We start from the raw sequence: 17,163 nt of genomic DNA, 5'->3' as shown, positions 1-17,163 counted from the left end.
TAAATTCTGTATTCAAGAAGGATCACAGAGGTTCGCTTTAATAAAAAATTCATAAACACACTAAATACGAACATTATGAGTAAAGAACTGATACTTGCTTTAAATCCACGCATGCATTTTACAAGAATAGCTGTTTATCGTATGAATTCACCTGTTTTTTTAAAAAAGATCAATCATAACGAAGAGGAGCTGGAAGCGCATGCTTGTTTTTGTGATCAGGTAAAATTACGATCTAAAGTTATTTTGGAGGAACTTGCATCCAATGATATTTCAGTGGAGGATATTGCTATCGTAATAGGTCGCGGGGGATTGTTGAAACCTGTTAAATCTGGGGTTTATTTAGTAAATGAAGCTATGATTCATGATTTGTCAGATTGTGAAGTTGGAAATGATGTGGTGAATTTGGGAGGATTACTTGCTTATAGAATCGCTAGTCAAATAAGTAATGCAAAGGCTTATATTGCAGATCCTGTTGTGGTGGATGAATTGGAAGATGTGGCTAGAATAACAGGTCATCCTGATATGGAACGGAAATCTGTTTTTCATGCCTTAAATCATAAGATAACAGCCAGAAAATATGCGAAGAGTATCTATAAAAAATATGAGGATTTAAATCTAATTGTGGCTCATTTAGGTGGTGGAATTAGTGTTGGAGCACATCGCAAAGGCAAAGTGGTAGATTCTAACCAAGCCTATGATGGCGATGGACCCTTCTCTCCAATTAGAAGTGGAAGTTTACCAATGGGCGACACTATTCGTTTATGCTTTTCAGGCAAATTCACACAGGAAGAAATGCTAAAGAGACAAACAGGGGAAGGCGGACTGTATGCTCACTTTAATACTTTTAGTGGATATGAGATTTGCAAAAGAAGAGATGCTGGTGATCAGAGAGCAGGGGAAGTGCTTGCTGCTATGGCATACCAGGTAGCTAAATCAATAGGAGGCATGTATCCTGTATTTGAAGGGGAACAAGTGGATGCAATTCTGCTTACGGGGGGTATGGCAAAGGATGAAAGATTCGTTGGTGAAATTAAAAGACGCGTCGAAAAAATAGCTCCAATAGCGGTATATCCGGGTGCTGAGGTCTTAGGAGCTCTCAGCTATTATGGACGTATGATCCTAAGAAGGGAAACAGAAATCTTAGAATATAAGTAATTATAGATAGAATTATTGTTTCATTGAAAAGGACAAATCAGCAAATGTTGGTTTGTCCTTTTTGTATGATATTTATTGGTGTTTTAGTGGAATTACAAGAGGGCTGGAATGCTTTCTTCTTAAGCTATCTAATTCAGAGTCGATTAATAACGAAAGAACACTGGAAAATATCGATAAGAAAAATAAAATACTCGTTTTTTAATCATCACAAAACTCTTTTTTCTCTTTTGTATATCTCGTTGTACTAATATTGATATGCTTTTTTCATTACTATATATTTAGAAGTGTGAAGAGCGCATGTTCTTTTACCAATTATGCAACTATCAAATTTTAACCTATATTAATGATTATGAAAAAGAATCGCTTGTTTTTTCAACTATTAGGGATTGGTGTTTTTGCCATTTCTTTATTTATGGTCAGCTGTACCAAAGAGGGTGCAATGGGTCCAGCAGGGGCTGATGGAACCAATGGGGTTGATGGAACCAATGGAACCAATGGAACAACTGTTTGTTTGGAGTGTCATAACGAAACAGTACAGTCTACCATTACAGCACAATATGAATCTTCAGTACATGGTGGAAGTCAAAATTTTTACCCGGGAAGTCCTTTTGTTAAGGATTATGCAGGAGGAAGAAATGGTTGTGCAAAATGTCACTCCAATGAAGGTTTTATTTTAACTCAAACAACAGGATTGGATACAACTGCTACAGATATAGCAAATCCAACAAATATAACTTGTAAAACTTGTCATGGATCACATTCAAGTCTTGATAGTGATGAAGCTGACGAAATCTTACCATTAAGAACAAAAGCTCCAGTAAAATTATTGATAGATCCTACTATTTCTATTGATCTAAAATCTGAAAGCAACTTGTGTATTAACTGTCACCAACCAAGAACTGCACCTCCTACAGGTGATGTTGATGGTAACTTTGCTGTTACAAGTACGCATTATGGTCCTCACCACGGTCCACAAGCAACTATGTTTGCAGGTATTGGTGGTTATGAAAAAACCGGTGGAGCTTATCCTACTGCATATGATTCAGGTCACTTTAAGAATACAGAAGCTTGTGTTACATGTCATATGAATGATAAAGATGGTGTTCCTACTCATGATTGGGAACCTCAAATTACTGCTTGTCAGCAATGTCATACTGATGCTACAGATTTTGATGTGAATAACGTTCAAACTGATGTAGAGGCTTTAATGGAGACTTTAAAAGCTAAATTAATAACAGCAGGTTTATTAGATGCTAACGGTGGCATTGTAACAGGTACTTACACTGTTGATCAAGCCGGTGCCTTATTCAACTATGAAATGATTCATGATGATAAGAGCATGGGAGTTCACAATGCTGATTATACTGAAGCTCTTTTGAATGAATCAATCGCTTCATTCAATTAGAAAAAATACAAATTTAAATATTAGGGCTGTTGATTGCAATAGCCCTTTTTTTATGCCTTTTTGTAGATGACTCAAAGAATAGTAAATCTGGAAATTATTAAACTAAAAAAAGTCTTCGTTTAAAAAACTGATTTATGGAATCATAATTGACATCTCTAAATAGTTAAATTCAAATCACTCATATGGCAAAACTACAAGGAGAAAGAAACGTAGGATAAGGATAGCATTTGAGCTTGTTATCGGGCATATAAAATAGGATTTACGAATGGTAAAATTGTTGGAAATTACATAAAAGACAATATGAACAATACGGGGAATGTAAAGCTTGCAGTTGCAGATTATTATTTTAGGACTTTGTTTCGAAAATAAAGGAAGAAGTTTTTTTACTAACTAATTATTCAGGATTTAGATCAAAATCCCAAAAGAATAAATTGACAAAATAGGATTAGATCGACTCATTAAATGCAATACTATGGGAGGACATAAAAAAAACTGCGATATTTTATCGCAGCTTTTTTCTATGATATGGAATTCAAACTAGTATTTTAGATTTAGTAATGCCAACCTGTAATCATGCTTTTAAAGTTGCTAACAATTGGACTTGCAAAAGTGCATACATATAAGTGAATTATCAGAAATACAGATAATATAAATCCGAAAATAACATGAAATAAAGCAGTAAAAAGTAATCCACTAGTATTTAAAACTACTGCCGGAACTAATTCAGGAAAGAGCATTGCCCATCCACTAATTATTATTATTGGGAAACCAATATACATTGCTGCTACGTAGGATACTTTTTGCAAGGGGTTAAATTTACTCTTTTCAGAAACAGGGAATGGTGGATTTTGATGCTGAAACATACCAAATAAATAAAACTGAATCTGCTTGGTGAGGCGATTGAATAATCCTTTTAATTGAATTTTGTAAAATTTCCCGTTGGTGGTAAATATGTTGCCAATAATAAATAGTAGGTAGTTTATACTTATTAATATTCCACAAATGTTGTGCAATTGAACAGATTTTTCAAAAGAAATTAAAAAGGAACTGTTAGGAGAGGAATACTGCATACTAATACCGGTAACTAGTAGCGTAAGGAAAAATATAGCATTAAGCCAATGCCATAATCGAACCCAAAGTGGATATAAATAGAGTTTTTCTGTTGTCATCATATTAATGTTTAAAGATTCTAAAAAGAGTATGTATGGCAATTCCTAAAAGGAGTAATCCGAATAGTATTAGACTCAATTTGTTGAGGTATTGATTTCGATTTGCTCCAATAACATAGGAGTTATTCAGTATCACAGCATTCAGAAAACCTCTCTCTTTTCTAGATTCCAAGCTTTGGTATTTGTACAAACTTGCCATAAGACGCGAATCCTTAGAGTGACAAGAAGTGCAATTTCGTACTGCATTAGCTCTAGGCATTACTACATGACTGATTAACAAGCTATCATTAGGTTGGGTATGACATTCTATACATCTAACATTTCTAAAGTGTAATTCTTGATTTGGTAGCCAAGAGTGTGTTTTAAGTATGTTGATGCTATCTCTTTCTGTAAGTAATTCGTATTTACTAACGTGTGCATGGCAACTTAAACAAATGTTATTATCATACAAAACTGTTTTTGAAATGTCAGCTCCAAAGCGAGCATGTGTTTTGTAGGAGTGAGGATTGTGGCAACTCCAGCATGTAAATGCATCGGGGGCACGCTGATAATGCATGCTTTCGTAAAATGCTGCTTCAATATCCTCAAAATGAAATTTTGCATATTCCGGATCGCCACCGTGACAATCTGTGCATACATACATTAGTTCCATTCTGAGATTACCGGGATGAGGAAAAGTATTATATTCCGGATCGTGACAATCGGTGCATTTGAACTTCCCATGATTTGATTGGATAAATGCTAAGGTATCAATTACTCTCTTAGTACACATTGCTTCTTTAATTTCAATACCCAAGTCCGAATTTTGGTATTTATAAGTATGATGTCCATGGCACTTAAGGCAAGAATAATTCTGATCGGGTACAGAATCAGCATTTACTTTGGGTATCGGAAAGACGGTTAGTAAAAAAAAGAAACTGATAAATTGGATTAAATGTTTGATTTTGGGTCGGATCATTGTGGTAGGATAGGCTCAATTAATCTGTGAATTATTTAGTCGGAAATAGTGTGATGCTACTATTTAGAAAGAGATGAATTACGATATTTCATATATCGTCTAACTTAAAAATTAATTTCTAACTTGATAAGAGTTGAAATGATATTTAAGTTTTAGGGATTGGATTGTTTTGGTTAACTAAAATTACAAAAAAAAATGGGTGTAATTAAATATAATTATACCCATTTTTAAAAATATGCATTAATTTATTTTTTCAATGATTTCAAGTAGTTAACAAGTGACCATTGATCCTTTTTACCTGGAATTTTTGTTTTATAATTTGGCATTTCATCACGTCCATTTAAAGTGATAAAAAGTAATTCACCATCAGTAAAGGTAAATTTAGTACTTGAAAAATCACCAGGGAAAGTTTTCAATCTAGCAGCTTTTGGGCCATTGCCAATACCTGTATTTCCATGACATGAACGACAGTGTTTCATAAAAATCATTTTCCCTTTATTAACACTTGCTTTATCATTAGCCAATGGGTTTTTCATGGTTTTATATTCCGCAGGAATTTTCCAAGGTGCAGGTTGCTTCTTTTGAATTCCTGTAAATGCAAAACCAATAATTGCGATCGCAATTATTGCAAAAATTTTAATTGTCTTCATATTAACTATTTTTTCTAATTAAAAATTATTAGAATCTTACTAGAATATTAAATCCAAATAAGAAATCTCCGTCTCCAATATTATTTTGGTTATACAATATATTTCTTTGTGGTGTAATACCGCTATAATTTGTTAGAAATACTTGAAATACATGAGTACTTGTACCAATTTCCACGCCAAAAGTTAAATTTGCTTCAGGATCGAGTTCTTCAGACTTTAAATATTCTCTCATACTGTCAATATTTAAAGGTTGTGTGTAATTAAAGAATATTGACATGGATGAAGTAACTTTTGCTCTACCAGACAAATCCAATGCAAATTTATCGTGCTCTGCCAAGTTCTGAGTTTTATTAAAGTGTGTAAAACTTGGAGCAAATTGCAAAGAAATTGCGTCGTTAAATTTATGAGCAACAATGATTTGAGAGAAATAACCCAGGCGATCCGAGAATTTATAGTTATTACCAAAATATGCTTTATCTAACGAATTCACAGATAAATTGCCGTATAAAGCAACAGATACAGGCATTGAATTGGATTCTGTCTGATTAAATATTCTGTATTTACCTTGGAATTCCTGCAATTTAAATTCTTTGGTATAGCCATAACCAATCATAAAATCTTTGGTTATACCATAATTTAAGCCCATTCTGATATTGGAAGTGGAATAGATACCAAATACATCTTCCAAACCATTTTCAACAAGTCCAAATCGGTGTTGAATATGAAGTTCAAATTCGCCGGCAAATGGTGTTTCAATAGTTTGTGTTTCTCCCAACAAACCTGACTCGAATGTTCCTGAAACAGGATCGTTAGCAAATTCGTTCTCTTGGGCAAAAGAGGTCGTGCTGGAAAACAAACAAATTATCAATAAGGAGATAATTAGCAGGAATTGGGAGCACATTGATTTTATTGAAATTTTATTCATATTTTTTCTTGTTTCCATAGTGGTTAGATTTAATCATTTTTAGCACCTCTGGTTATCCATTCCAAAATTAATTGTTTTTGAGCGGATGAAGCTCTGGTACTGTGAGGATCACTTTGTAGTTTTTGATAAATTTCACTGTTTTCCGGACTATCAATATTAATATAATCACCGTCAATTAAGGAGTTGTAAGCATTATCAGGTCTAAAGTCCGGATTATTGCTACCATTATGGCAAGCCACACAATTTGATGTGAAGATTGGTAGAATGTCATTGGCAAAGCTGATTTCCTGAGTAGGTGGTATAACGATCGGATCTTCTTCAATCACGTCGTATTCGCAGGAAGAAAAACAAAGAACAGCCAATAAAATCATTGAAAGACGTACGAACTTTCTCTTTTGCATAGTATTAAGATTTAGAATTAAGTACTAATAATTGGGCTTTTAATAAATGTTGCCCGAAAGTTTAAAGGTAAAGATTTGCAATTTGCCTTATGTACCAAGATTGCCGAGATTTCTTTTATGGAAAAAAGGAATTTGTCTATTTCAGATCGATATTTAACAGCATTACCCTAGTTTTATCCCATATAAATTTCTATATTTAAATATTGTATAAGAAAAAAAATAAATTAAGAAACGTGATGTATCCCTTATATTTATAAGGAATACGGTTTTTTTTTCTTCTTTTTTCGAATAGCTTTGAATTCAATAATTGAGAAATTTTAATCTCTACCTAGATATATGGCTAAATTTACAAAATCGGATCATTGCAAAAACTGTACTGATTGCAATATGCGAATTCCCTTATTAAGCTTACTATCCCAAAGTGAATTGGACGAGTTAAATGCTAATCGATTTGAAGTAAAATTTAAATCTGGTGAAACTATTTTTAAACAAGGAACATCTGCAACACATCTTATTATTTTAACTTCTGGTCTTGCGAAGTTGTATGTGGAAGGTGTTCAGGATAAACAATTAATTATTAGAATAATACGACCGTGGGAAGTTATTGGTCAGGCTTCTTTGTATTTTGATAATCGACATCATTACTCAATAGCTGCTTTAGATGAGGTTACTGCTTGTTTTTTAGAAATAGAATCCTTTAAAAAAGCTATTAGAAGTAATTCTGATTTTGCAGAGGAGTTTATTAAAATGAGTACCCAAAGAGGGATCTTTTCGTTTGATAAAATGGTGAGCCTATCTCAGAAACAAATGCATGGAAGAATAGCGGATGGATTAATATATTTATCCAATAGAATATATGAAAGTCTTGATTTTTACATTCATCTTTCCAGACAGGATATTGCGGATTTGACAGGAATGTCGAAGGATAGTGCTATTCGAATTCTTAAAGAATTGCATAATGAAAAAATCATAATTTTAGATGGAAGAAATGTTAAGATTTTAGATTTTGGGCATCTGGAACGAATAAGTGAAACTGGATGATATAAAAAAGAGAGATTTTTCCTCTCTTTTTCTTTTTAACTATATTCCAAGGTTTAACACTACTTTTAACCTTATTAATTTTGATGTGCATGTTATTTTGTAACTAAATCGTAGGCGAATGAATAGTTGTGGTTTTCCTTTATAAACTAAATTTCTCCCAATGCACAATTTCTTCTAATGATTTTCTCTGCTTATCAGGTCTTTTTTCGTCTGCAGGATATCCTAAAGAAAGAATTGCTATAGGCTCAATATGTTGAGGAAGTTGAAAAAAATCACGACATTTTTCTACAAAAAAGTTACAAATCCAACAGGTTCCTAAACCAAGTTCGGTAGCTTGCAGAGTCATATGATCAATGGCAATAGCAACATCTATATCGCCATGACTTTTGCCATCTTCCTGCCTTCTCCAGGTCTGATCATGATCTGCACAAATTACAATATAGACTGGCGCATTTTTAAACCAATTTCGATGATAAATTTCAGAGAATTGTTCATGATTTTTCTGTTCTTGGACAACTATAAAATGCCATGGCTGTTTATTTGCAGCTGATGGAGCATATTGACCAGCTTGTAAAATCTTCAATAATTCAGTTTTCTCCACTGGCATTTGCTGATAAGAACGTACAGAATATCTTTGAAGAATTAATTGTGAAAATTGCATAGCTAAAACGTTTTTTATTTTTAAATGGTATTTCGACTTATTGCACACAAGATAAGAAATGACAACTGATTTCATCTTTGAAAATCTAAAGATTAGAAACAGAATAGAACAAATTGCTACCTTTGCAAACTCACTCGGAAATGAAGCTATAAATGACAAAAGAACTGAAAAGAAATCTAATGTTCCAATATCTAATGTTATTGGTAATTGCGGCTACGGCGGGACATCAGGGATGGAGAACCTTATTTAATAATTTTGCAGTAGATGATATTGGTATTAATGGATTCCAGGTTGGAGTTATTCAATCTGTAAGGGAAATCCCCGGGTTTTTAGCACTTCTCGTTGTGTACCTGTTGTTGATAATTAAGGAACATAAATTGTCAGCAATTGCGGTATTATTGGTTGGACTTGGTGTTGCATTAACAGGATTTTTTCCAAGTTTTTTGGGATTAATATTTACAACATTTCTGATGTCAGTTGGTTTTCATTACTTCGAAACCACAAATAAATCATTAACCTTGCAATACTTCTCTATAAATCAATCTCCAATTGTTTTTGCAAAACAGAAAAGCTGGACTGCCATGGCAAATATAGGGATGGGAGCTTTCATACTGATTGTTTCACAATTCATATCGGTTCAGGCAAGTTTTGTATTGATTGGAGCTGCCGTATTTTGCGTTGGAATTTATGCCTTTTTCCTAAATCCTGTAGATAAATCTTTACCTCCTCAGAATAAAGGAATGGTGCTGCGGAAGAAATATTGGTTATTTTATGTACTTAATTTTCTAAGTGGTGCACGTCGTCAGGTATTCGTGGTTTTTGCCGTTTTTATGATGGTTGAAAAATTTCACTACTCTGTTAAGGATATTGCTATTCTATTTGTTATCAATAATATCATTACCTATTTTATTTCTCCTTTTATTGCTAAGGGAATTAATCGATTGGGCGAAAGGATAATGCTTAGTATGGAATACTTTAGTCTTATTTTTGTGTTTTTAGGTTATGCTTGGGTGGAGAATGCCTGGTTTATTGCTGGTTTATATATTATTGATCATATTTTCTTTGGATTTTCGATGGGAATTAATACCTATTTTCAGAAAACTGGTGATGCAAAAGATATAGCTCCATCAATGGCAGTTGGTTTTACTATTAACCATATCTCTGCTGTGGTAATTCCTGTTTTAGGTGGTTTGTTATGGATGATTGATAGGCAAATACCATTTATTGCAGGTTCCATCGTTAGTATAATTTCTTTGGGATTTGTGCAATTAATAAAGGTGAAAAAATAAATAGTTTAAAAGAAGTAAGGATTAAAAATCTGATTAAATAATAAAATGACACAAAATAAGGAACAGATTTATAAGTCTCTTGTTGAGGAATATAATAATGGAATTCAAAAGAAAGATGCTGGATTAATTCGAGTTTTCTTAAATAATGATTCAGTAGAATTGTTAAAAGAGAATGCAGGATATTATTTGGAAATCCTTCAGTTAAGAGCATCTGCTTTTTCTTTGTTTGGGGAGTTAATTAAGGTAGGCGAAGAATACAGCAAAGGATATTCCTTTTGTTCCAAGGAAGGGAAATGGGTATATGGGTTGAACTGGGCCTTGCAATTCATGGCTGAATATTCATTCAAACGAGGAGAGGAGAAGATAATTACCGCCATGGAAAATGGAATTGCTGTATTGAATCAAGCTCTTCATGATTTACCTGAAAATAAGTACACGGCATTTTATCACCTGTGTTTAATTAATGTAAAGGCTTTTATGCTTTTAACAACAGGCAAAAAAGACGAGGCATTACAGGCTTTTTCTGATTGTAAATTTATGCCGGTTCCTATTCCTGAATATAATGATAAAGAGTCTTTGCAAATGCTTTTTGCAAATTACACCAAGGGACTAGCAGTTGCTATCGAGTTGAAAGATTTTCAGTTGTTGATGAATTTGTTAAAGGTAATTTCCATTGATGATCAGGTGTTGTACTTACAGGAAAATCTATTTCGTGTATTCTATGAAACACTAGTAAGCGCTTTTGATATGAGAGCTGAGTTTATTACAGAATTTAACGCCTTGTTTAAAATTAAAGATACTTTACAAAATGTACTACCAAATTTTGCGTTATTTTTAGGACTAATTGGGGAGCAAGATTTTGACAAGTTGGATGTCCTTTTTAGTGAATTTTAACATTAAAATAGCATGGAAACTAATTGTTATTGTGGTAAATCTGATAAATATTTAGATTGCTGTGGGGCTTTGCATACAGGAATGAGAAAAGCAAAGACTGCAGAAGAACTGATGCGAAGTAGATATTCTGCCTTTGTAATGGCAAACGTTGATTATATTCTCTTAACCTATGCAGATACAACTCGCCCAATTGGAGAAAGACAAAATATTTTGGACTGGACAAAATCGGTGGATTGGCTGGGTTTAGAAGTGTTAAATACTGAAAAAGGCAACATATTAGATGTAGAAGGTTATGTTGAATTTCAGGCTACATATCTCGAGGAAGGAAAAAGGCAAAAATTATATGAAAAATCATTTTTCCAAAAGGAGAATGGTTGTTGGAGGTACGTTTCCGGAGAGTATTCCATGGATGAAAAACCTGAAAAATTGCATGGTAGAAATAAACCCTGTTACTGTGGGAGTGGAAAGAAATATAAGAAATGTTGTTTTAGGAACAAATAAAATAAAAATCGGGAAGTCTTAATGATTTCCCATGTTTTTTAAAACTGAAAAAGTTTTATCTATATCAACATCATTTACCACCAATGTAAATTCATTGGTAGTGGATACAACTTCTTGAATATTAATACCTGCCCAAGCAATGCTTTTTAGGATATAGTAGTAAAAGCCAAGTTGTTGGCTGTTGGAAGACGGTAATTTTAAAGTTACAGAGGATAATTTATCACTCTTGCTAATTAAATATTCCCCAGCAAAAGTATCTTCCACTTTTTCCTTTAGAGATTTTGAAACCACAAGATTTGATTCAAATACCCCTTGTACCATGGTGTAAAAAAACTCTTGGTTCGGGCCAATAGATTTTAACAATTCTGTGTGTTTTTCAATTAAAGTATTCGAATTTTTATAAGTGAAATCGGCTAATTGAGATCTTACAATAATATCTCCAACATTGGTGATAACATCTTTTAATCCTGGATTTATTTTTACTTCCAGACTAGGGGCTAATCTGTTGAGTGCCATTATTATTGCACCGATTTTAACAGGTTTTTGTACACTTTGTTCTACCTGGCTTTGAATTTTGCGTGCAAGGGAAGAAATGTTTATTAAACCTTCAACCAAGGCTTCTGTTAAAAAAGGCTGTGCGCTTATTATTTTTTCTACAACTTGTGGAATTGTTATCATGTTACAGGATGTATGTTTAGAATCATTACAAAGATGTTAAAAAAACAACACAATTCAATGCTTTTATTCATATTTATGGCTTATTCATTGGCTTTCACTTAAGTTCAAAAAATTGTATTACTTAAATAATAGATTAGCATTTTGTAATTGATCTGAATTACCTATTACTTTTTTTATCGATAATTATTTTCACATATAATTCTATATATTGCATTGCAGGATATCTTTTCATCAATTAATTTAAATTAAAAAATCATGCCGAATAAATGAAACTAAATGAACAATATCTAGTACAATAGTCTAGCTCTAACAGTATATGTAATTGTTAGATGTTAAAAGGAAAGAGAAAGGTTTTGTAATGAAAAACTTTGTGAATTTAATTGCAAATCTTTTTAGTAAAGAATAAAATTAAGACCACTACGATAAATGAATAAAGATTTACTCTTCGCATTAATTCAAAATCCAAATTTAATACCTGGAATTTACAACTACTGCGACGGTTGGTGTGAGCGTTGTGAGTTCACTCGTAATTGCCTTAACTTCAAAATGATGGAGGAGGGTGTTCCAGATTTAGAAGATGCTGAATCAGAAGCTTCATCTGCAATGGAAAATTTAGATGAAATGTTTCAATTAAGCATGGAACTATTACATCAGGCAGCAAAGGATTTGGGAATGGAACTTCCAAAAGAAACAATAGATTTTGATTCTGATGTTGAAGAAAGAAAAGATGAATTAATTTTTAAGAGCCAGATAATGTTGCAGGCGGATAAATATTCTGAACTTGTGGATGCCTGGTTTTTAGATTTTGAATCCTTATTGTATGTTGGCGTGAATACCCTCAAAGAAATTTTTGATTTCACCAATGAAGAAGATATGTTAGAGGAGGAGCAAAAAATCTTTGATGTTTATGAGATAATTCGTTGGTATCAATTTATTATTCCAAGTAAACTTTTTAGATCTCTACGGAGTAAGGTGAATACAGAGGAATCAGGAAATGAATTTTATCAACATGATAGTGTTGCATCCGCAAAAGTTGCTCTGGTTTCCATTGACAGATCAATTGATGCATGGAGTTGCTTTCTACAAAGATTCCCTGAATCAGAAGATAGTATGTTGCCTATATTACTTTTATTGTCAGGCCTAAAAACATTAGTCGAGAAAATTTTTCCAGAGGCGCGTGATTTTATTCGTCCTGGATTTGATATTTAATTCATTAATCGTGAGTAAGTCTTCTAAAGAATTTAAAAGAATCGCAGAAATTTTATGTCTGGAAGAGGGGGTTGTTTTGGGAAAGATGATGAGCTCTCCCGGTTTAAAATACAGCAGTAAAATTTGAAAAGAGTAAAATATATAAAAACAAAAAAGTCGGGAACCACCCCGACTTTTTTACTATTCACTTTTTTAACCCTATTTACTACTAAATGAAAAAACTACTTTTCTCCTTTGTATGTTACAAAAATAAGAAGCATTCAGGTTAATTGGTGCAAATAAGTGTTAAAGAAGATTAAAAGTTTTATATCTTGTTTTTTCTATTTTTAGCTATATCCCTTTATCGAATTGAAATTGTAAATTAAAACTGTTTATATGTTAATAATATAGGTCGTCTAAATTTGAATTATATGCTGTTGCTTATGCTATATTTCAACAATTTAATAGGATGTTGGTTTGATACCAGTTTGTGAAATGAAAATCCAATTAATGAAGAATATTACAAAATTTAATGCGAAGCTTGCAAAAGAACTTCAAGCAGATCAATATGGGATGAGTAAATATATAATAGCTCTTTTGAAAAAAAGTTCCAAAAGAAACCATGATTCGCAAAGTGCTGAAAAACTTCAAAAAGCTCATTTGGAGAATATTGGTCGCCTTTTAAAGAAAAGTAAGTTTGTATTGGCCGTACCATTTCTCGATGATGATGAAATTCGAGGCGTTTACATTTTTAATGTAGAAACCATAGAAGAGGCAAAAACTTTGACAGAAAGCGATCCTGTAGTAAAAGCAGGTAGATTGGTAGTGGAACTTCATTCATGGTATGGTTCTGCCGCTTTAAAACAATTGAGCGATCTTCATGAAAGTATTTCCAAAGGGGATATCACCTTGTAATTTCAATTATTTAGGTGTTTTGCGATTTTTTCTTTTCAAAATACTATTTGTTATAATGGAATAAGCTTTTTTGTTTTTCTAAATTTGTATGTATTAAAAATTACTAAGAATTGAATATTTCCTTTGTTTCCGGACACTCTTACTGGTGGATATTGCTTTTTATTCTAATAGCTTTTGGAATAGTGTATTGGCAATATTTCTTTAAAAACAGATTAAAAAATGAATTGTCAAAACTGCAACTATTAGTGTTGGCAGGACTGCGATTCTTAGCAATTTTATTAATGTTTCTGCTTCTACTACAACCAGTAATAAAGCACAAGAGCTATATTTCCCATAAGCCAATTTTAATATTTGCTCAGGATAATTCAAAATCGATATTATATCATCGCGATACTTCCTTTTATAAGAATGTTTATCCACACAGGATTGATTCCTTATTGCAGGAAATGAATTCTAGATATGAGATTCATAAAATTGAATTTGGAAGTCGTGTGCAGCCGTGGTCGAAGTTGAATTATAATGCAACAACCACGAATTATTCTCAACTAATTGAGTTTTTAAAGGATAATTATTCTAGTTTACCTGATGTTCAGGTTTTGTTGGCAAGTGATGGAATTTATAATTCAGGAGGAAATCCCAGATATCAATTAGCAGACCTAGATTTTCCTATACATACGATTCAACTTGGTGATACTTCCAGAATGGTTGATGTTTTGATCTCTTCGATTAAGAGCAACCAGATTGGATTTGTAAATACGAACCAAGCGGTTAGAGTTGGTATCAAAGCATTGAATCTTAAAGGTGAAAAATTTTCCATTACGATCAAGAATAGGGGTAAAGTTTTAATACGAGATGAAGTAAGGACAGATCAGAATACATTCTATTTAGAAAAAGAATATTTAGTTAAGTCTGATAAAAAAGGCTTACAACAATTTAATGTTCTTATTCAATCCAAGGTAAAGGAGTATTCATTAAAAAATAATAAAGCTGATTTTGTGGTTGATGTCCTGGACACAAAACGAAATATCGCCATTTGCTATGACCAATATCACCCTGATTTAGCTGCTCTGCGATCTGCGATAGAAGAAAATAAAAATTTTTCTACCCAATTGGTTGATGTTTCTAAAGAAACACCTGTATTGAAGGATGTAAATCTATTGGTATTCTATCAGATTCCATCATTGAATAATTCAGACAAAAATTTAATACAAAAACTGTTGCTTAAAAACATTCCTTGTCTCTTTATTATCGGTGTTAAATCAGATATTAGTTATTTGAATCAAGCTAAATTAGGCGTTCATCTGATTGATTATAAGAGAAATTTTCAGCAATCCTTATATCTGCAAAATGAAAAATTTTCCTTATTTGAATTGGGGGATGCTCAGGTGAAAAGCTTTGAGAGTTTGCCGCCTTTATTATCACCGATGGCTGATTATCAATTTCAATCAGAATACCATATTCTTGCCTATCAAAAAATCAAAAATATTCAAACTAAAATTCCTTTAATTGCTTTTACCAATTCTGGAAATGAAAAAATAGCTTGGATTTTTGGAGAAGGATTTTGGCGATGGAAACTTTATTCCTATCGTTTAAATTATTCACATGACTATTTTAATAGTTTAATAAATAAAATAGTTCAATATCTGGCAATTGACTCAAATAGAGATAGACTGATAATAAGGCATTCAAATGATTATTTTGAAGGAGAAGATATTAATATAGAAGCTGAACTTTATAACAAAAGTTATCAACTCAACAACAAAAGCAATCTTGTGCTTGTTTTAAAAAATAAGGATGATAAAACTTTTCAATATCAATTTCAAAAGAGTCATTTAGCTTATAAATTATCCATACCATTTCTTGATGCCGGAAGATATAAATATCAGGTTTTAGCGGATGATGAGAGCAATTTGAAGCAACAAGGAGAGTTTATTGTAAGAAACAATAACACCGAATCAAAGAATCTTCAGGTGGATAAAGCTTTGCTTCAACAAATTTCAAAAGGCACTAATGGAAAGTATTTCGAAGGGAATGAATTGGATAAAGTTTTTGATTTTTTTATGAAAATTGAAAATCCAAAACCTATTCTTTCGGAGAAAATCTCGTTAGGGAAAATAATAGATTTATTATTTATATTGATTTTTATTATCATATTGATGATATTGGAATGGTTTTTGAAAAAGTATTGGTTGGGATTCTAAATTAACCTTTAATTAAAATGAACAAATCTTGTATTCCATTTGGAAAAATAATTCAGCATGTATGTTATTGTGTGGTTATAGTGATTATCCTTTCTAGTTGTAAAACAACTTCCTCCTTCAATTTTCAAGGACTTGAAGCTCCATCCATCCTTCTACCTTCAGATGTTAAAACGATCGGTTTTGTTGATCGAAATATGAATTTTAATATCGATACCATCTCTGGGTACTATCGTTTAAATGATTTGGTATTAAGGGATACCAGCGATTACGATACTATAATGGCTGATAATTGTTATTTAGGTTTAGAAGAAAATTTGTCGGAATTGATTGCTATCGATTCGGTTAATAAAGTGCGATTACCTAAAAGACAATTTACAGGAGAACGAACTTACGATCCTTTAAAATGGGAAGTGGTTGATAGCATTTGTGAAAAAACAGGTTCGGATATTTTAATTAGTTTGGAAGATTTACAAATATTCAATAGGTATTCGGTTGTTAGCGGGGAGACTTCCTATGGAATAACAGATATAAATTATTTTGCTGTTTGGCGTATTTATGATCCTCTATACGAGAAATATATTGATGAACGAGCGATTGTAGATAGTCTTTATACCGATGTGGAGTCCTATTCCTACCGAACTATTGTGGAGGAATTACTCCCTAAAAGAAATGATATCATGCGGGATGTATCCTATGATATTGGGAATAATTATGCGAAACTTTTGTCGCCGGAATGGATTAATATGAGCCGTGAATATTTTGTGGCGGGAGACAAGCGATTTGCAGTGGCAGAGTATTATATGGAAGTAGGAGATTGGGATAAATCTATTGATGTTTACAAGCAAGTTACTAATGAATCTGATCCTAAAATAGCTGCCCGGGCTTGCTATAATTTAGCAATAGCCTATGAACAGAAAGATGATTACAAAGTGGCTGAAGAATGGTTGGCAAAATCTATTTCAAATTATAAAAAATTATCCTCCCTGCCTGGTGAATTTGAATTGGTGAAAGCCTATGCAATTTCATTAAGTAAAAGAACCGAAAACAATGAGAAGTTAGATTTATTTTTTGGCAAAGAACAGAAAAACTAGGACTGTAAGCTTCAAATCAGTTTAGATTATTAATTTTGATC

The 17,163-nt window shown here is 32.5% G+C and carries 17 protein-coding genes; 10 read left to right on the top strand and 7 right to left on the bottom strand.

What is annotated here, in order from left to right; all coding sequences use genetic code 11:
* The first annotated feature begins 75 nt into the window (after nucleotides 1-75).
* Entirely contained in the window at nucleotides 76-1,155 is a 1,080-nt protein-coding gene (buk, locus tag DLK05_RS00740) for a butyrate kinase (RefSeq protein WP_127342055.1), read from the top strand.
* 349 nt (nucleotides 1,156-1,504) lie between these two features.
* On the top strand, nucleotides 1,505-2,560 hold the full coding sequence (locus DLK05_RS00735) for a multiheme c-type cytochrome (RefSeq protein WP_127342054.1): 1,056 nt from the start codon (nucleotides 1,505-1,507) through the stop codon (nucleotides 2,558-2,560).
* 551 nt (nucleotides 2,561-3,111) lie between these two features.
* Here the strand turns inward: DLK05_RS00735 and DLK05_RS00730 are convergent.
* From DLK05_RS00730 to DLK05_RS00710, 5 genes are all read right to left on the bottom strand, one after another.
* Nucleotides 3,112-3,729 carry a cytochrome b/b6 domain-containing protein gene (locus tag DLK05_RS00730; protein WP_209319631.1) on the bottom strand — a complete coding sequence of 206 codons (618 nt, stop codon included), beginning with the start codon at nucleotides 3,727-3,729 and terminating at the stop codon, nucleotides 3,112-3,114.
* 4 nt (nucleotides 3,730-3,733) lie between these two features.
* Entirely contained in the window at nucleotides 3,734-4,687 is a 954-nt protein-coding gene (locus DLK05_RS00725; protein WP_127342052.1) for a cytochrome c3 family protein, read from the bottom strand.
* A 245-nt stretch (nucleotides 4,688-4,932) separates the two neighbouring features.
* Complete coding sequence (locus tag DLK05_RS00720; protein WP_127342051.1) at nucleotides 4,933-5,337, bottom strand: c-type cytochrome; 405 nt, start codon at nucleotides 5,335-5,337, stop codon at nucleotides 4,933-4,935.
* Between the two features lie 28 nt (nucleotides 5,338-5,365).
* Nucleotides 5,366-6,280, bottom strand: a complete 915-nt coding sequence (locus DLK05_RS00715; protein WP_127342050.1) for a DUF5777 family beta-barrel protein — start codon at nucleotides 6,278-6,280, stop codon at nucleotides 5,366-5,368.
* An 11-nt stretch (nucleotides 6,281-6,291) separates the two neighbouring features.
* Complete coding sequence (locus DLK05_RS00710; protein WP_127342049.1) at nucleotides 6,292-6,663, bottom strand: cytochrome c family protein; 372 nt, start codon at nucleotides 6,661-6,663, stop codon at nucleotides 6,292-6,294.
* Between the two features lie 336 nt (nucleotides 6,664-6,999).
* Here DLK05_RS00710 and DLK05_RS00705 point away from each other — a divergent pair, with 336 nt between their 5' ends.
* A complete protein-coding gene (locus DLK05_RS00705; protein WP_127342048.1) occupies nucleotides 7,000-7,704 on the top strand; it encodes a Crp/Fnr family transcriptional regulator in 705 nt (234 codons plus the stop codon).
* Nucleotides 7,705-7,843: 139 nt separating this feature from the next.
* Here DLK05_RS00705 and DLK05_RS00700 read toward each other — a convergent pair whose 3' ends face one another.
* Entirely contained in the window at nucleotides 7,844-8,440 is a 597-nt protein-coding gene (locus DLK05_RS00700; protein ID WP_235831935.1) for a nitroreductase family protein, read from the bottom strand.
* Nucleotides 8,441-8,517: 77 nt separating this feature from the next.
* On the opposite strand from DLK05_RS00700, the gene DLK05_RS00695 reads away from it, so the two are divergent.
* From DLK05_RS00695 to DLK05_RS00685, 3 genes are read left to right on the top strand one after another with little or no spacing between them, the layout of a single operon-like run.
* Nucleotides 8,518-9,654, top strand: coding sequence for an MFS transporter (locus DLK05_RS00695; protein WP_127342047.1), 1,137 nt, complete (start codon nucleotides 8,518-8,520; stop codon nucleotides 9,652-9,654).
* 45 nt (nucleotides 9,655-9,699) lie between these two features.
* Nucleotides 9,700-10,548 carry a hypothetical protein gene (locus tag DLK05_RS00690; RefSeq protein WP_127342046.1) on the top strand — a complete coding sequence of 283 codons (849 nt, stop codon included), beginning with the start codon at nucleotides 9,700-9,702 and terminating at the stop codon, nucleotides 10,546-10,548.
* A gap of 12 nt (nucleotides 10,549-10,560) precedes the next feature.
* Nucleotides 10,561-11,049, top strand: a complete 489-nt coding sequence (locus DLK05_RS00685; RefSeq protein WP_127342045.1) for a YchJ family protein — start codon at nucleotides 10,561-10,563, stop codon at nucleotides 11,047-11,049.
* An 18-nt stretch (nucleotides 11,050-11,067) separates the two neighbouring features.
* Here the strand turns inward: DLK05_RS00685 and DLK05_RS00680 are convergent, their stop codons facing one another.
* Nucleotides 11,068-11,727 carry an aspartate kinase gene (locus tag DLK05_RS00680; protein ID WP_127342044.1) on the bottom strand — a complete coding sequence of 220 codons (660 nt, stop codon included), beginning with the start codon at nucleotides 11,725-11,727 and terminating at the stop codon, nucleotides 11,068-11,070.
* Between the two features lie 426 nt (nucleotides 11,728-12,153).
* Between DLK05_RS00680 and DLK05_RS00675 the strand changes: the two genes are divergently transcribed.
* The 4 genes from DLK05_RS00675 (at nucleotide 12,154) to DLK05_RS00660 (ending at nucleotide 17,122) form a co-directional block, all read left to right on the top strand.
* Nucleotides 12,154-12,936 (top strand): hypothetical protein, encoded by a 783-nt coding sequence (locus tag DLK05_RS00675; RefSeq protein ID WP_127342043.1) that lies wholly within the window; start codon nucleotides 12,154-12,156, stop codon nucleotides 12,934-12,936.
* 489 nt (nucleotides 12,937-13,425) lie between these two features.
* Nucleotides 13,426-13,830 carry a YciI family protein gene (locus tag DLK05_RS00670; protein ID WP_209319630.1) on the top strand — a complete coding sequence of 135 codons (405 nt, stop codon included), beginning with the start codon at nucleotides 13,426-13,428 and terminating at the stop codon, nucleotides 13,828-13,830.
* Nucleotides 13,831-13,940: 110 nt separating this feature from the next.
* On the top strand, nucleotides 13,941-16,031 hold the full coding sequence (locus tag DLK05_RS00665) for a hypothetical protein (protein ID WP_127342041.1): 2,091 nt from the start codon (nucleotides 13,941-13,943) through the stop codon (nucleotides 16,029-16,031).
* A 17-nt stretch (nucleotides 16,032-16,048) separates the two neighbouring features.
* The gene (locus DLK05_RS00660) at nucleotides 16,049-17,122 is read left to right on the top strand and encodes a DUF6340 family protein (protein WP_127342040.1); all 1,074 of its coding nucleotides are present in this window, start codon (nucleotides 16,049-16,051) and stop codon (nucleotides 17,120-17,122) included.
* Nucleotides 17,123-17,163: the final 41 nt, after the last annotated feature.

Source organism: Ancylomarina longa (assembly GCF_003996985.1).
Lineage (GTDB): Bacteria > Bacteroidota > Bacteroidia > Bacteroidales > Marinifilaceae > Ancylomarina_A > Ancylomarina_A longa.
Note: the sequence above shows the minus strand (reverse complement) of the source record. Positions and strands in the feature narration are given on the sequence as shown.

What these genes read in the sequence shown, in the direction of transcription:
- DLK05_RS00730 (WP_209319631.1), bottom strand. Translation starts at nt 3,729, where the DNA reads ATGACAACAGAAAAACTCTATTTATATCCACTTTGGGTTCGATTATGG.
- DLK05_RS00710 (WP_127342049.1), bottom strand. Translation starts at nt 6,663, where the DNA reads ATGCAAAAGAGAAAGTTCGTACGTCTTTCAATGATTTTATTGGCTGTT.
- DLK05_RS00715 (WP_127342050.1), bottom strand. Translation starts at nt 6,280, where the DNA reads ATGGAAACAAGAAAAAATATGAATAAAATTTCAATAAAATCAATGTGC.
- buk (WP_127342055.1), top strand. Translation starts at nt 76, where the DNA reads ATGAGTAAAGAACTGATACTTGCTTTAAATCCACGCATGCATTTTACA.
- DLK05_RS00720 (WP_127342051.1), bottom strand. Translation starts at nt 5,337, where the DNA reads ATGAAGACAATTAAAATTTTTGCAATAATTGCGATCGCAATTATTGGT.
- DLK05_RS00660 (WP_127342040.1), top strand. Translation starts at nt 16,049, where the DNA reads ATGAACAAATCTTGTATTCCATTTGGAAAAATAATTCAGCATGTATGT.
- DLK05_RS00670 (WP_209319630.1), top strand. Translation starts at nt 13,426, where the DNA reads ATGAAGAATATTACAAAATTTAATGCGAAGCTTGCAAAAGAACTTCAA.
- DLK05_RS00735 (WP_127342054.1), top strand. Translation starts at nt 1,505, where the DNA reads ATGAAAAAGAATCGCTTGTTTTTTCAACTATTAGGGATTGGTGTTTTT.
- DLK05_RS00675 (WP_127342043.1), top strand. Translation starts at nt 12,154, where the DNA reads ATGAATAAAGATTTACTCTTCGCATTAATTCAAAATCCAAATTTAATA.
- DLK05_RS00680 (WP_127342044.1), bottom strand. Translation starts at nt 11,727, where the DNA reads ATGATAACAATTCCACAAGTTGTAGAAAAAATAATAAGCGCACAGCCT.
- DLK05_RS00725 (WP_127342052.1), bottom strand. Translation starts at nt 4,687, where the DNA reads ATGATCCGACCCAAAATCAAACATTTAATCCAATTTATCAGTTTCTTT.
- DLK05_RS00685 (WP_127342045.1), top strand. Translation starts at nt 10,561, where the DNA reads ATGGAAACTAATTGTTATTGTGGTAAATCTGATAAATATTTAGATTGC.
- DLK05_RS00695 (WP_127342047.1), top strand. Translation starts at nt 8,518, where the DNA reads ATGACAAAAGAACTGAAAAGAAATCTAATGTTCCAATATCTAATGTTA.
- DLK05_RS00690 (WP_127342046.1), top strand. Translation starts at nt 9,700, where the DNA reads ATGACACAAAATAAGGAACAGATTTATAAGTCTCTTGTTGAGGAATAT.
- DLK05_RS00705 (WP_127342048.1), top strand. Translation starts at nt 7,000, where the DNA reads ATGGCTAAATTTACAAAATCGGATCATTGCAAAAACTGTACTGATTGC.
- DLK05_RS00700 (WP_235831935.1), bottom strand. Translation starts at nt 8,440, where the DNA reads ATGAAATCAGTTGTCATTTCTTATCTTGTGTGCAATAAGTCGAAATAC.